The organism is Anaeromassilibacillus sp. An172 (assembly GCF_002160515.1).
GTDB classification, from domain to species: domain Bacteria; phylum Bacillota; class Clostridia; order Oscillospirales; family Acutalibacteraceae; genus Limousia; species Limousia pullorum.
The window spans coordinates 83,386-99,001 of sequence record NZ_NFKS01000001.1; the positions used below are offsets into that span (position 1 = coordinate 83,386).

15 protein-coding genes are annotated in these 15,616 nt (G+C 37.1%); 10 read left to right on the top strand and 5 right to left on the bottom strand.

Annotated elements, in window-relative coordinates; genetic code table 11:
* From B5F08_RS00330 to B5F08_RS00345, 4 genes are all read left to right on the top strand, one after another.
* Positions 1-2,268 (top strand): glycogen/starch/alpha-glucan phosphorylase, encoded by a 2,268-nt coding sequence (locus tag B5F08_RS00330; RefSeq protein ID WP_242968151.1) that lies wholly within the window; start codon positions 1-3, stop codon positions 2,266-2,268.
* Between the two features lie 142 nt (positions 2,269-2,410).
* The gene (locus B5F08_RS00335; protein ID WP_087375866.1) at positions 2,411-2,767 is read left to right on the top strand and encodes a DUF2200 domain-containing protein; all 357 of its coding nucleotides are present in this window, start codon (positions 2,411-2,413) and stop codon (positions 2,765-2,767) included.
* 206 nt (positions 2,768-2,973) lie between these two features.
* A complete protein-coding gene (locus B5F08_RS00340; RefSeq protein ID WP_087375867.1) occupies positions 2,974-3,750 on the top strand; it encodes a VUT family protein in 777 nt (258 codons plus the stop codon).
* A gap of 1 nt (position 3,751) precedes the next feature.
* Positions 3,752-4,405, top strand: coding sequence for an SDR family NAD(P)-dependent oxidoreductase (locus B5F08_RS00345; RefSeq protein WP_087375868.1), 654 nt, complete (start codon positions 3,752-3,754; stop codon positions 4,403-4,405).
* Between the two features lie 150 nt (positions 4,406-4,555).
* Here B5F08_RS00345 and B5F08_RS00350 read toward each other — a convergent pair whose 3' ends face one another.
* Genes B5F08_RS00350 through B5F08_RS00370 form a run of 5 tightly spaced genes read right to left on the bottom strand, consistent with a single transcriptional unit; the run spans position 4,556 to position 8,223 of the window.
* Positions 4,556-5,173: a DUF5028 domain-containing protein gene (locus B5F08_RS00350; RefSeq protein ID WP_158096168.1), complete on the bottom strand. Its 618-nt coding sequence runs from the start codon at positions 5,171-5,173 to the stop codon at positions 4,556-4,558.
* 5 nt (positions 5,174-5,178) lie between these two features.
* Positions 5,179-5,829: an ABC transporter ATP-binding protein gene (locus tag B5F08_RS00355; RefSeq protein ID WP_087375870.1), complete on the bottom strand. Its 651-nt coding sequence runs from the start codon at positions 5,827-5,829 to the stop codon at positions 5,179-5,181.
* Between the two features lie 9 nt (positions 5,830-5,838).
* Positions 5,839-6,684: a hypothetical protein gene (locus B5F08_RS00360; protein ID WP_087375871.1), complete on the bottom strand. Its 846-nt coding sequence runs from the start codon at positions 6,682-6,684 to the stop codon at positions 5,839-5,841.
* A complete protein-coding gene (locus B5F08_RS00365; protein WP_087375872.1) occupies positions 6,674-7,519 on the bottom strand; it encodes a hypothetical protein in 846 nt (281 codons plus the stop codon). Before B5F08_RS00365 ends, B5F08_RS00360 begins: the two co-directional genes overlap by 11 nt.
* The gene (locus B5F08_RS00370; protein WP_087375873.1) at positions 7,519-8,223 is read right to left on the bottom strand and encodes a hypothetical protein; all 705 of its coding nucleotides are present in this window, start codon (positions 8,221-8,223) and stop codon (positions 7,519-7,521) included. Before B5F08_RS00370 ends, B5F08_RS00365 begins: the two co-directional genes overlap by 1 nt.
* 762 nt (positions 8,224-8,985) lie before the next feature.
* On the opposite strand from B5F08_RS00370, the gene B5F08_RS00375 reads away from it, so the two are divergent.
* The 6 genes from B5F08_RS00375 to kdpC all read left to right on the top strand — a co-directional run bounded on the left by B5F08_RS00375 (position 8,986) and on the right by kdpC (position 15,413).
* Positions 8,986-9,471: a hypothetical protein gene (locus B5F08_RS00375; protein ID WP_158096169.1), complete on the top strand. Its 486-nt coding sequence runs from the start codon at positions 8,986-8,988 to the stop codon at positions 9,469-9,471.
* A gap of 28 nt (positions 9,472-9,499) precedes the next feature.
* Positions 9,500-10,237 (top strand): hypothetical protein, encoded by a 738-nt coding sequence (locus B5F08_RS00380; RefSeq protein ID WP_087375875.1) that lies wholly within the window; start codon positions 9,500-9,502, stop codon positions 10,235-10,237.
* Between the two features lie 291 nt (positions 10,238-10,528).
* Positions 10,529-10,723, top strand: a complete 195-nt coding sequence (locus tag B5F08_RS00385; protein ID WP_087375876.1) for a hypothetical protein — start codon at positions 10,529-10,531, stop codon at positions 10,721-10,723.
* 180 nt (positions 10,724-10,903) lie between these two features.
* On the top strand, positions 10,904-12,715 hold the full coding sequence (gene kdpA, locus B5F08_RS00390) for a potassium-transporting ATPase subunit KdpA (RefSeq protein WP_087375877.1): 1,812 nt from the start codon (positions 10,904-10,906) through the stop codon (positions 12,713-12,715).
* A gap of 12 nt (positions 12,716-12,727) precedes the next feature.
* Positions 12,728-14,797 (top strand): potassium-transporting ATPase subunit KdpB, encoded by a 2,070-nt coding sequence (kdpB, locus tag B5F08_RS00395; protein WP_087375878.1) that lies wholly within the window; start codon positions 12,728-12,730, stop codon positions 14,795-14,797.
* Between the two features lie 13 nt (positions 14,798-14,810).
* Positions 14,811-15,413: a potassium-transporting ATPase subunit KdpC gene (gene kdpC / locus B5F08_RS00400; protein WP_087375879.1), complete on the top strand. Its 603-nt coding sequence runs from the start codon at positions 14,811-14,813 to the stop codon at positions 15,411-15,413.
* The last annotated feature ends 203 nt before the right edge of the window (positions 15,414-15,616 follow it).

Genomic DNA, 15,616 nt, shown 5'->3' on the forward strand with positions numbered 1-15,616 from the left:
ATGATGAAAATTTATGAAAAACTGAACGATGTCACAAATACAAAATGGAATAAAAAACCGGAAGATTGTACCAATCATGAAATATATTACGCAATGCTTGAAATGACAAACAAGCTGTGCAGAGATTTGCCTAAACCTCAGGGTGAAAGAAAGCTCTATTATTTTTCCGCAGAGTTCCTTGTAGGAAAACTTTTGAGCAACAACCTTTTGGCTTTGGGAATATTTGAGGAAACAGAAAAAGTTCTTGAAAGTATGGGCAAAAAGCTCAGTGAAATCGAAGAATATGAGCCGGAGCCCTCTTTGGGAAACGGCGGTCTCGGCAGACTTGCGGCGTGTTTTCTCGATTCTATCGCAGCCCTTGGACTTAACGGCGACGGTGTAGGACTTAATTATCATTACGGTCTTTTCAGACAGCGATTTGTAAATAACAATCAGCAGGAAAACCCCGATCCATGGATAGAAAATGAAAGCTGGCTGGAAGATACAGGCGTGAGCTTTGAAGTTCCTTTCGGAGGTTTTACCCAGAAAGCAATTATGAAAGATATACTTGTTCCGGGAGCAGGTTCAAAAGTTGCAAACAGACTTCATCTTTTCGATGTGGAAGAACCAAAGGAGTTTGAAAACGGCGGCATAGACTTTGACAAAAACGATATTTCTCATTGTCTTACTTCGTTCCTGTATCCTGACGACAGATATGAAGACGGCAAGCTTCTTAGAGTATATCAACAGTATTTTATGGTATCGGCAGGCGCACAGCTTATACTGAAAGAGCTTGAGGACAACGGATTTTCCTTTGAAAATATTTCAAAGCACGTTGTTATCCAGATAAACGATACCCACCCGTCAATGGTTATTCCTGAGCTTATAAGACTGCTGGTTGAAAAAGGCTTAACTATGGATAAGGCTGTTGAAGAGGTTTCCAAGACCTGCGCATACACAAACCATACAATTTTAGCAGAAGCTTTGGAAAAGTGGCCCATTTCATATATTGAAAAGGTAGCTCCTCAGATTGTTCCGATAATCAAAGAGCTTGACGCAAGAGCACGAAAAGTAACCTCAGATAACAGTGTTGAAATTATCCACGACGGCTGGCTTGTAAATATGGCTCATATGGATATGCATTTCGGTTTTTCAGTAAACGGTGTTGCTTATCTGCACACTGAGATACTGAAAAATACTGAGCTTAATAATTTTTACAAGCTCTATCCTGAAAAATTCAACAACAAGACAAACGGAATTACATTCAGAAGATGGCTTCAGGTTTGCAATCAGGATTTATCAGAGCTTATTACAGAATATATAGGGGACAGCTGGAAAAACGACGCCGAAGACCTTAAAAAACTTATGGATTATTCCGAGGATGAGGAGTTTTTAAATAAATTACTTGAGGTAAAGCATAAGAACAAAATCAGACTTAAAGAACAGCTTTTGAAAACAAGCGGCGTGGAGATAGACGAAAATTCTATTTACGACATTCAGGTAAAAAGACTCCACGAGTACAAAAGACAGCAGATGAATTTGCTCTATGTAATCTACAAGTATATCAAGATTAAAAACGGCGAAATTCCAAAACGTCCTATTACGGTTATTTTCGGAGCAAAGGCGGCGCCAGCATACGATATGGCGAAAAATATAATTCATCTTATTCTTTGTATGCAGTCTTTAATAGAAAATGACCCAAGTGTAAACAAGTGGCTTAAAGTCGTTATGATAGAAAACTATAACGTAACATGGGCGCAGAGCTTAATTCCTGCCTGTGATATTTCAGAACAGATTTCCTTGGCTTCAAAAGAGGCAAGCGGAACCGGAAACATGAAGTTTATGGCAAACGGTGGAATTACTCTGGGAACTATGGACGGCGCAAATGTTGAAATAGCTCAGCTTGTTGGAGAAGATAATATTTATACCTTTGGAAAATCAAGTGACGAAGTTATAGAGCTTTACAAAAACTCATCTTACAGAGCAGTTGATTTCTATCATAAGCCGGAGCTTGAATATCTTGTTGACTTTATAGTATCACCTGAACTTTTGTCCATCGGAAATCCTCAAATGCTCTCAGCACTTTGGCGCAATATAAAGTACGAAGACTACTTCAAAGCTCTTCTTGATACAGAAGAATACATCAAAGTTAGAGAAAAGGCCTATGAGGATTATGAAGACAGAATTTCATGGGCAAAGAAGATGACTGCAAATATCGCAAATTCCGGATATTTCTCATCTGACAGAACAATTTCCGAATACAATAAGGATATTTGGAAGCTGAAATAATATTTGATAATACCATATTCATCTAACCTCACTCAATATAGAAAATCCGAGAACAATTTTGCCGTTGTTCTCGGATTTTTCTCACTTGTGTTCTTTTGTTTTTGTGGTAAAATGTTATTAAATAAGAATATCGGAGGGAAAAATGAAAGAAGAAAAAATATTCGGTATGTCATTTGCAAAGGTTTACCCGTTGCTTATAGCTAAAGTAGAAAAGAAAGGACGTACCAAAGCAGAGCTTAATGAGGTTACCTGCTGGCTAACAGGATACAGCATAGAAAATTTAGATGAACTTATGAAAAGCGATATAACCTACGGTGATTTCTTTTTAAAAGCACCAAACTTAAATCCGGATAGAAAGCTTATAACAGGTACAATATGCGGAGTGCGTGTGGAGAATATTGAAAATCCTCTTATGCAGGAAATCAGATATCTGGATAAATTGGCTGATGAACTTGCAAAGGGAAAAGCACTGGAAAAAGTTATGCGTAAACCGAAATAAAGTATTGTATTTTCAAAAAATATAGTATATAATATTATCCGCATCAGTGCGATGCCGACAGTTCGTTTGTACCATCCTGTCGTTAAACAAAACCAGGACTGCTATTCATATTTTGTAATGATAGTGGCTTTGCGTTTTGCAAAGCCATTTTCTTTCTGTGAAAGTGGTTTTGTGTTTTGTAAAAACTATTTTTCGGAGGAATGAAAATGAATAGTGAAATTTTACAATCAACACAACAGACCAAAACAATCAGAGCTTGGATTAAAAAAGAAAAAGAAGAAACTGCTATATTGCTCAGATGCATACCTGCAACGGTGGTTTCTCTTTTTGTTGTAAGCGTTATATGCATGAATTTGCTTGCAAATAAGACATTGGTTCAAACAGAGTGGATTGCTTTGGACGGCGGTATTTTAATATCTTGGCTTTCATTTATGTGCATGGATATTATAACCAAGCATTTTGGACCGAAAGCCTCAAATAAAATTGCGGTTCTTGCGGCGGCTATAAATCTGCTTACCTGTTTGATTTTTTATATAGCCAGCGTAATTCCATCAAATGCAGCAGATTACACTGCCTTAAATGGAATTTTAGGCGGCACATGGTTTATTCTTTTTGGTAGTACGGTTGCATTTTTGGCGTCTGCTGTGATAAACAATTTTTTAAACTGGACTATAGGAAAAGCTTTTAAGAATAATCCGGACAGCAAACGAGCATTTGCGGCGCAGACCTATATATCTACTTTTTTAGGTCAGTTTATGGACAATTTCATATTTGCAATTATTGTCTTTGTGTTTTTTGCGCCAATATTCTGGGACGGATTTCACTGGACAATTGTGCAGTGCGCAATGTGTTCTTTGACAGGAGCTGTGGCAGAATTGTTTATGGAGATAGTTTTTTCACCTATAGGATATAAGATTGTAAAGAGATGGCATAAGTATAATGTGGGACAGGAGTATCTCACCTATATGAAAGTGGGTCAATAATATGAAAATACTTGTAACCGGAACATCACAGGGCATAGGGAAAGCCATTGCCGAGTTGTTTTTAAAAGAAGGACATGATGTTATCGGAATTGACAGACAAAAATCTGAAATTGAACATAAATGCTATACACATCATCAGCTTGACGTCCGTGATTACGATAATTTACCGGAGATTAGCGGTGTGAATATTTTAATAAACAATGCGGGAACACAAAACGAAGATGATATAGATATAAATCTGAAAGCACTTATTCATATCACCGAAAAATACGGTGTTCAAGGAGATATACGTTCTATATTAAATATCGGTTCCGCAAGCGCACATACAGGTTCGGAATTTCCGGAATACTGCGCAAGTAAGGGCGGAGTTTTGGCATATACAAAGAATGTGGCAATGCGTGTGGCAAATTTTGGAGCGACCTGTAACAGTCTTGACCCGGGCGGTGTTCTGACGCCTCTTAATGAATGTGTTATGAATGACGAAGAGCTTTGGGCTCAGATTATGGATGAAACACCTTTGAAAAAGTGGGCAACACCTGAAGAGATTGCACAATGGGCGTATTTTTTAACAGTTACAAACACATTTTGCACAGGTCAAAGCATAGTAGTAGACGGCGGAGAGTCTATAAAACATAATTTTATTTGGAAAGATTAAATGATTTATATCACAAAATTAGAAACGCATCGGAGAACAGTTTTCTTCGATGCGTTTTGCTGTTAATGGTATTTTTGGCAGAAAAGATTGTTTTTCTATTATTATGTATTTGAAGAGATTGAGTTTTTTATGTTTAATTGAGATATGTTTTTATGTTTCATCTTTGACTGTTACGGTTATATATCTTTCTGTTGGATACTGGGAAAGCACATACAAATAATCTGAATTTTTCAGATAATCATATACATCAAAGAAAGGTATATTTTCAGAGCCGTTATAACAATAGGGAAGATGATATGTCTTTGTTTCACCTTTTTCCAATGATATTCCTTGAATGATTTGCGGTTGTTCATACAACGCACCGAAGAGGTTTTGTTCTATAACAAGCCCATCAAAATCAGATAAGAGTGTGTATATTGAAGGATTTATACCCTTTTCAGAATTTATATTGGAAAATTCTACTTCCAAATCTATAACATAGCTTGCAACCTCGTATTCAGGAAGCGGCAAATCTTCTTGTTTTATCTCATATTTTTCCATATAATCTTGAGAAGTCATCAATGAGGCACTTTTTATGTTGACTGTGTATCCTATGGGTGAATCCATAGGATTAAATAAAAAATCATCTGTGTATTCTATTGTTTCTCCCATAGGATAATATACCTTAGGCGGTCGTGTTGAGGTAATGTTTACATACATAATTCGGGAAATCACACCAACAAAGAGAGCAATAACAAAAATCAGAAATATAAGTTTTCTTTTTTTCATCTTCATCACTCCTCTACATTGAAATGGTCTGTGAGCTTTCCTTGTTCAAGCACGTATATTTCCTCACTCAGTTCCTTGAGAATATCTATATCGTGACATGATATTATAACCAGCGCACCTTCTTCTCTTTTTTGGACAATAAGCTCCTTTACCATTGTAATTCCGTCGCTGTCAAGAGCATTTGTAGGTTCATCCAAAACAATGATATCGGGACTTTCCATAAGGGCGCAGGCTATTCCGAGACGCTGTTTCATGCCAAGAGAATATTTTTTATAATGCTTTTTGTCATCAGGGTTCAGTCCAACAGCTTTGATAATATCTTTTATTTGGTAGTCCTTAACAATATTCTTTATGGAAGCCAGCATTTTCAGGTTTTCAAATCCTGAATAACCGTCGAGAAAAGCCGGATTTTCAATAAGTATGCCGACGCTTTCAGGGAAAGAAATATCCTTATGAAGAACTTTTCCGTTTATGGTTATTGTTCCGTCTGTCGGCTTTATAAGCCCGCAAATCAAACGCATAAGCATAGTTTTTCCGGAACCGTTGATACCTTTAAAGCCAACTATTTTGGGAGATGTCAGGGTAAGGGTAATGTTGTCTATTACTTTGTTTCCCTTGATTGTTTTTACAAGGTTTTCAATTTTAATTTCTGTCATAAGCTATCACTATTCTTTCTCTAAAATCTCATAACGGTTAAACAGAACCGTGCTGACCACAATAGAAAATACTATTATTGACGCCATAACTATAACTCCCACAACAGGGTCAACGCCATTTGAAACAAAGCATATGCTGCGCTGAGTCATAGCATAATTTCCTATCATAAAGGGACTTACATAATACGAAGAAACCATAAATATTGCGGTTATCACAATTATACTGGCAAAAGGTCTTATTATCAAGGTTAAAAGCATTTGCAAAAGACACATAGCTATTGCAAATATAAACGGAAGTACAAATACAGTGAGAACCATGTATAAAGGTTCAGGTGACAAGTTAAATCCCTCGGGCATTCCTCCAAGTATAAGAAGCCTTGAAAATACCTCAGGTTTAACAGTAAGCTCAAATTTTAAGCCAAAGGAAAAAGCAAAGATAAAAATGCTAAGTGCAGCAGTAAAAAAATAGACTATGCATATACAAATGGTTGTCACACATTTAGAAAGCCACCAGACCGTCCTTGATGTGCTTGCAATCAGTACATTTTTTCCGTAGCCCATAATGTCGTTGTATGGATAGTACAGGGTAAAAAACAAGAGCAAAACAAAAATTACCATCCACATCATGGGAAAAGCAAAGGATTCATCGCCGCCGGGGATATATTCTTTCATGCCATTGAAAATAAACATCACCATTTCAGTAATTGTAACATCTTTAATGGATATATCGGAATTTAAGATTCTCATATAGGCATCAAGTAAAAACCAGCAGAATACAAAAAAGGTAAGTATGTAGTTTTTATACTTTTTTATGATGGTGTTTTTTAAGTCGTATTTAAGTATTTTAAAAAACATCTTTTTTCATCCCTTTAAAAAATATCGTTCCGGCAGTTAAAATTAAAAATACACCGTATACTAAGATTAAATATTCCAATACTCTATATGTGTTGCTAAGCCCGTTTATAAGGTAAAGTGGATCCATTTCTCCCCAAAACAGGCGATTTAAAAACATTGAACATGCATATGAATACAAAAAAGAAAATACAAAAGGAAAAAGCGTTACAATATATTTATTTGTTGTAAACATTGAAACCGCCATTGCAAATGTGGCAAACAGACCGCCCAATATAAAATGAAATATGAGAATAATCACCATGTATAATGCCGGAGCTTTATAAAATAAATTGGCAAAGGCAAACGCCGGGAGTTCCGCATAGTATATACTTTCAGAAACATTTGGCATACGAAATGGCATAAAGCAGGCAAGTGTTAAAATATTCACCAAAATTGGGATGAGCACCACAAGCCCTCCGGAGATAAATGTGGCAAAATACTTGGAGGTAAGATACTTCAATTTACTTGTACGGGTAATAATGCTTTTAATATAGCCGCTTCTCACGTCGCTGCTGTATGACCAGCCGTAGGCAAGCACACAGATAAGGGGAATAAAGCGATAAAACATGGCAGGAGTTATACTGGTAAAGTCACGGTAAACCGTATTGACATAAGTGTTGTCTAAAGTGGCAGACATTACATTATATCCAAATCCAGCCAGAGTGTCGAAATCTTTTTTACTTGACTGAAGCTCATATACTGCACTCAATACAGTTAATACAACAGCAAAGGCTATTACCAACCAAAATAATTTACCTTTAAATACTTTTTTCATTTCTATTTTAAATATTGCCATCATGAGCCCTCCTTGGATAGATTCAGATTGACATAATATTTTTGTTCATCTGAATCTAAAATCTTGGAAATCAGCAAGTAAAACGGCAGATTGGCTCTTTCTTCAGGAACGGCATAGAGAACTTTTAGATTTAATTCCTGTCCCTCTATAAGATCAAAATAAAGATACTGAGTACTGGAATCTGTATAGTTTTCTCCTCCGTCAACTATGGTGTAATCAAAAACAACCTCGGTGTCAGGAAATCTGTCCCATGTGCCGCTTTGTTCACCTGTTTCGGAGGAATACAAACCAAACATACTGTTTATGCCTGAAAGTTTGTCCGTTCCTTTTATAAGCTGTCCTTTCAGGTTTTCGTCTGTATAAAGAAAGGTATAATCTAAAAGCAGAAATACGTAGCCGCTGTTAAAATCCTTTTTTTTGACAACACATTCTTCATCTTCTGCATAGCCTGTTTCCGCAAAGGAACTGAAAATTTTTGCGTCGTTCACAGTTACAGTGATGTGATTATCAAGCTTAATAGGCTCTGCAAATGAAACTTCAATAATGTCGGAAGATTCAGAGGCGTTATTTTCATTATCTGAGGTTTCACCATGAGATGGCGGTTCTTTATCTTTGCTGAGTATGGATGTCACATCGCATCCGGATAAAACTAAAAGTCCAACCAATAAAACGGAAATAAACACAAAAATTCGTCTTTTTACCATAGAAAATACCTCTCTTTCCTTGCAAGCGCTGTTCGCAAATATTTGCGAACAGCGCTTGTTTTATGACATTTTAAAAATGACTTGAATCAGGGCTCCAGACTCCATAAATAGATCTTGTATATGTACCGGCGTTTTTTACACCAATAATCCAAAGAAAAAACATAAGTATAAAAACACAGACAATGTTTTTTAATCTAAAACTTTGTCAATTATAATAAATAGATAAAAACAATTAACCTTAATAAAAATTTTTATTTTTTATGCATTTATATTATCATACATAATTTTTAATGTCAATACTGTATTTATAAAAAGTTAAAAAAATTCAAAATATAATATACTTTTGTGGTTATAAAGAAAATATATATTTAGTTTTTTTTATAAATAGTTTATATAAAATAAAACAATTTGAAATATAACGATATAATGCACGTTTAAACTCGTGATATTATAATAAATTCTTAAATTTTATTTTTAATGCTTACAGAGAAATAATAAAATGCAATCAATAGCCAAATCCGACGAATAGGTATTTTAAATAAATGAACTCAATATTTCAATTAAATCAAAACAGTGTTTTATTCAAAAACGGACGCTTGCGATATTAGGACTTTAATACAAATGCAAAAAAGCTAATCAAGATTTTGATTTTTGGTTGGCTTATTTGTTTTTGTTAAATTTATTGAATTATATAATTATAAGTAGTATAATAAAATCAAACAACATGAATAAAACTTTGAATGTTAATAAGAAAATATGGGGGTGAAAAATATTGTTTATAATTTAATGATAAATTTTGAAGATATAATAAATCATCAAATTGAACTATTGAGGTATGCAGGAAAAAATTCAGATACGTTTACTGTTATTACAACTCTTAAAAAGCCATATTCAAAGCGACCACCAAATTTTATCCATGACAAAATAATGATGGAACTGTCCCCTTATATGGTAGATTATATTGTTGGTATAAAAGAATGGCCTGGTACATATCGAAGTGGGGGAAGTCATACTGTTATGCTTACCTATCGATTATGTAAAAACAGTAGGTACCTATTGGAAAAATTGGAGAATTGGTATTTACCTTTGAAAAATGGTCTCCCAGAGGATATATGTTTTTACAGAAAACAAAGACCATGGTTTGGAAGTGTTTCCCACGAAAAAATGGCGTTTATGTGGAATGCAACCGAAAGTGATCTTACTAATTTAGAAAACCTTTCAATTAAATTTTCAATTCAGAATAAATAATTTATTTGAATAGAAAGGACAATGACGTATGAAAAAACTGACATCAGCTTTAATATCAATATTTTTTATTATTGTATTTTGGGATATTTTTGTTTTATCTGCTTTCGCTTCGACAATACATACCGGTTTTGAAACAGAGATACTTACTTCAAGTGAAGAGAAAGAAATATTATCTAATTTCGAAATTAATAAAATTACAGAAGAGGGAGATAAAAAAGCTATAGAATGTTTTGATGTAAATGAAAAAGGAAACATTGCTGTTGGTTCTTCTGACTTTCTCAAAAGAATTATAAAAATTTATTCAGAAGATGGAGCTTTTCAATACGGATTTGAGTTTGAAACTGCAGGAAAATTTGGGCTGGAGTGGGACAATGATAATATTTTGATTTATAACGTTAGAGGTAATATTGTGATTTCAGTAGATTCAAAAGGTGATGTTGTAGCTGTTGATAAAATAGCAGATACAATAAATAACCAGTTGTATTGGAAAAATACAGTTTATGCTACAAAGAGGACAAATAATAACAAAACATACGAAATCAGAAACGATATGGGACCGTTGAATATATTCTCATTCAATTATTCCCAATTACTGATTACAGATCAAAACAGTGATGTTAAAATTATTTATGATGTTAATAGTTATCAAATCACTAAATACATTATAATAATCATTATTATAATCAGTATTATTGTGTTCATTATAATTCCTACAATATATAAACTTTATAAAGATGGCAAGAAAAAACATAATATATATTTCTAATATGTTAGGCTGGAAAAAGAACATATTTTTCAATAAAAAAAGATACAATTCGTAGATCTATACATAAGAAGTACAAAAAGCGTTGGATAAGAGAAGAAAAGCAATAAAAGATTTATTATAAAATAGAAAAAGCGGCGACTGAAAGACAAACGTCTATCTGTCGCCACTTTTTATTTTGGGAGGTAAGTTCTACTAATTGGAACTTTATTTTTTCTTAACAGTAATCAATGAGGTCTTTTGCCCGTTTTAATTTCTCATGTGTTAATCTATAAGCATAAGGAGGGATTAAATATGTCAGCTATATTTAAAACTATACATAAACTTGACAAACGTATAGAAGCACATGCGGAGCATTTTGCGTTTAAGTATCCATATATATCTTTTTTCGCTTTATTTATCGGTATGCCGATTTGTGTTTTCGCTGCCGTGTTTTTCTTTACAGTAATTATTACTGTTCCTATCGCTTTGATTTTCGGATGGCTGTAAGCATCTTAATATAATCTTAATACGCTGAAAATTCTCCTAATCCCGATTTAATATTTATGCTGTTAAAATATCAGGCAAGGAGGTAAGACTAATGAATATTATAATCGGATTTATCGGTCTTTGTGCTGCGGCACTGCTAATCTATTATGTTTATATACTAATGAAGGGGGATGAACAAAAATGAGTGCGGTAATACAATACATACTCTATCTTGTTGTTCTTATTGTTTTAGCAATTCCGCTCGGTGCTTACATCAAGAAAGTAATGAACGGAGAGAAAACATTTCTTTCTAAAATTCTAACGCCCTGCGAAAACGCTGTGTATAAGGTTATGCATATTAATAAGGACGAGCAAATGAACTGGAAAAAATATGCCGTTTCTGTTCTGGTTTTTTCAGGCATAGGGCTTATTTTTCTGTTTTTGCTTCAGCTTTTGCAGGGGGTTCTTCCTGGAAATCCACAAGGGCTCTCAGGTGTAAAATGGGATTTGTCATTTAACACAGCAGCCAGTTTTGTAACCAACACAAACTGGCAGGCATATAGCGGCGAGTCTACATTAAGCTATCTTACTCAAGCACTCGGACTTACCGTGCAGAATTTTGTTTCCGCAGCCACGGGCATTGCTGTGCTGTTTGCCCTGATACGTGGATTTATAAAAGTTAAAGCCGATGGATTAGGCAGTTTTTGGGTTGATATAACGAGAATTGTGATTCACATTTTAATTCCGCTTAATCTTGTAATATCCATTTGCCTTGTTGGCGGAGGCGTTATTCAAAACCTTAAAGGCGCTGAAACCGTATCGCTCGTTGAACCGATTGCGGTAAGTGCAGACGGAGAAATTCTTGAAAATGCCGAAATTGACATTGATACAAACACCGTAACAGTTGACGGTAAAAAAATAGAAGACGCCGAAATTGTTACCGAACAGTTTGTACCTATGGGTCCTGCGGCAAGTCAGGTCGCCATTAAGCAAACAGGTACAAACGGCGGCGGTTATATGGGCGTTAACTCCGCTCATCCGCTGGAAAATCCTAATGCTTTTACAAATTTAATTGAAATGATTTCAATTTTGCTTATTCCTGCGGCGCTGTGCTTTACTTTTGGTAAGGCAGTAAAAAATAAAAAACAGGGCATTGCAATTTTTATGGCAATGTTTATATGCCTTGTGCTGGCGCTCGGCACGATCGCCGTCAGCGAACAGGTTGCAACACCGCAGCTTGCACAGGATGGCGTTAACATCTCTATGACCGACCAGGCAGGTGGCAATATGGAGGGTAAGGAAACCCGATTCGGCATTGCAACATCCTCAACATGGGCGGCATTTACAACGGCAGCTTCCAACGGCTCTGTAAACTCTATGCACGACAGCTACACGCCGCTCGGCGGTATGGTGACAATGCTTCTGATGCAGCTCGGCGAAGTTATCTTCGGCGGAGTTGGATGCGGTCTTTATGGTATGCTTGCCTTTGCCATTCTGACGGTATTTATAGCCGGACTTATGGTGGGCAGAACTCCTGAGTTTTTAGGCAAAAAGATTGAACCTTACGAGATGAAATGGTCTGTGCTTGTTTGCCTTGCCACACCGATTGCAATTCTTATAGGAAGCGGTATTGCGGCTGTCTTTCCGAGCGTGGCGGACAGTCTCAACAACAGCGGAGCACACGGTTTTTCCGAAATGCTCTACGCATATTCCTCCTGCGGCGGTAATAACGGCTCCGCCTTTGCAGGTTTTAATGCAAACACCGTATTTTTGAATGTTTCGCTCGGTATTGTAATGCTGTTTGCTCGTTTTCTGCCGATTATCGGAACTCTGGCGATTGCGGGAAGCCTTGCAGGGAAAAAGAAAATTGCAACAAGCTCGGGTACACTTTCCACCACAAATGGTATGTTCATATTTTTGCTGATTTTAATTGTCCTGATTATCGGCGCACTCAGCTTTTTCCCTGCGCTGGCACTCGGACCGTTGGCTGAATTTTTCAGTAATGTGATATAAGGAGGCACTGTTATGGCATCAAATACAAAAAGTACTTTTGCCGATAAAAAGATGCTCGGCAGAGCTATAAAAGATTCATTTATAAAACTAAACCCAAAAACGCAGGTACAAAACCCAGTTATGCTTTTGGTGTATATTTCGGCGATTCTTACAAGCGGACTGTGGATTGTTTCTCTGTTCGGGCTAAAGGATGCTTCAAGCGGCTACACATTGGCAATCGCAGTAATTCTGTGGTTTACCTGTATTTTTGCAAATTTTGCCGAAGCCATTGCCGAGGGACGCGGAAAAGCTCAGGCGGACGCTTTGAGAGCATCAAAAAAAGATGTAGAAGCACATAAAATACCGTTTGCCAATAAAAAGGAGCAGATAACAGCAGTTTCTTCCGCAATGCTTAAAAAAGGCGATATTGTGATTGTAAAAGCAGGAGAGCAAATTCCGGGAGACGGTGAGGTAATCGAGGGTGCCGCTTCGGTAGACGAAAGTGCGATTACAGGCGAATCTGCACCTGTAATCCGTGAAGCAGGCGGTGACAGAAGCGCCGTAACAGGCGGTACTACTGTACTTTCCGATTGGATTGTCGTGCAGATAACAAATGAAGCAGGGGAAAGCTTCCTTGATAAGATGATTGCTATGGTCGAGGGCGCTTCCAGAAAAAAGACACCTAACGAAATTGCATTGCAGATTTTTCTTGTTGCGCTTTCCATTATATTTATTCTTGTTACTGTATCTCTGTATACATATTCCATATTCTCGGCAAAACAGGCAGGAATTGACAATCCAACCTCTGTTACTACCTTGGTGGCTTTGCTTGTTTGCCTTGCCCCAACTACCATAGGTGCATTGCTTTCTGCTATTGGTATTGCGGGAATGAGCAGACTCAATCAGGCAAATGTACTTGCTATGAGCGGCAGAGCCATTGAAGCCGCAGGCGATGTAGATGTGCTTATGCTTGACAAAACAGGAACAATTACACTGGGAAACCGCAAAGCGAGTGCTTTTATTCCCGTAGACGGGGCGAGTGAACAGGAGCTTGCCGATGCGGCACAGTTATCCTCGCTTGCCGATGAAACGCCAGAGGGCAGAAGTGTAGTTATTCTCGCAAAAGAGAAATTTAATATTCGAGGCAGAGAGCTTTCCGATAAGAATATGACATTTATTCCCTTTACGGCAAAAACACGTATGAGCGGCGTTGATTATGACGGCAACGAAATCCGCAAGGGAGCCGCCGATACAATGCAAAAATATGTAACCGAAAGCGGCGGTATTTACTCAGAGGAATGCGACCGAATCGTTAAAGAAATTGCAAACAAAGGCGGAACTCCGCTTGTTGTTGCGAAAAACCATAAGATTTTAGGTGTTATTCATCTGAAAGACATTATCAAGCAGGGAGTAAAGGAAAAATTTGCAGATCTTCGTAAAATGGGTATAAAAACCATTATGATTACAGGCGATAACCCGATGACAGCCGCCGCTATTGCAGCAGAAGCGGGCGTGGACGATTTTCTTGCCGAAGCAACACCAGAAGGCAAGCTTCAGATGATACGTGATTTTCAAAGCAAGGGACACCTTGTGGCAATGACAGGCGATGGCACAAACGACGCTCCAGCGCTTGCACAGGCTGATGTGGCGGTTGCTATGAACACAGGTACACAGGCGGCAAAGGAAGCTGGTAATATGGTTGACCTTGATTCGTCACCGACAAAGCTTATTGATATTGTCCGCATCGGAAAACAGCTTTTGATGACAAGAGGAAGTCTTACTACCTTCTCAATAGCGAACGATGTGGCAAAATATTTTGCTATTATTCCAGCCTTGTTTATGGGAATTTATCCCGGACTTTCGGCACTTAACATTATGGGTCTTCATTCACCGCAAAGCGCTGTTTTGTCGGCTATTATGTACAATGCACTGATTATTATTGCGCTGATTCCTTTGGCGCTTAAAGGTGTAAAATACCGTGAAGTTCCGGCAGGTAAGCTTTTGTCACGTAACCTGTTAATTTACGGTCTCGGCGGTCTGGCAGCACCATTTATCTTCATTAAGCTGATTGATATGCTGTTAGTTCTTTTCGGACTTGCATAAGGAGGAATTTATAATGAAAACATTTAAAAATGTACTTCCGAAAGCGGCAATAATCTTTCTTATTTTTACGTTACTCTGCGGTGTGGCTTATACGGGTGTTGTTACAGGCATTTCACAGCTTATTTTCCCCGACAAAGCAAACGGCAGTATTATTGAGGTTGACGGAAAAAAGTATGGATGCGAGTTGCTTGGTCAGCAATATACGGACGACAGACATATGTGGGGGCGCATTATGAATATTGATGTTTCAACCTACAAAGATGAAAACGGAAAAACTTTGATGTATGCCGCACCGTCCAATCTTTCTACTGCAAGCGAAGAATATGAGGCTTTGGTTAAGGAACGTGTGGAAAAGCTGAGAGAGTCTAACCCCGATATGGACGAAACGGCAATCCCCGTTGATCTTGTGACTTGCTCAGGCAGTGGACTTGACCCGCATATTTCAGCTGCCGCCGCCGAGTATCAGGTTGCAAGAATTGCAAAAGCAAACGATATGAGCGAAGACGAGGTACGAGAGATTATTGAGAAATGCACTGACGGTAAATTTTTAGGCATATTCGGAGAAAAAACAGTAAATGTTCTTGAAGTGAATTTGATGCTGGATGGAATTATGTAATAAATTTAAGGCGGATGAGTTTAGGCTTTTTCGCCTTTATCTTTATACAATCTTAATACTGTCTTTCTCTTGCTTATGCCGATTTAATGCAGATTAAGATAAAATAAAGACAGCCTAAATGTGATATTAAGATTGCAAAGGTATCCGTTATGATAAAACGGCAAATTTAAAACACAAGAATATTACATCGTTACAGTTGTAGC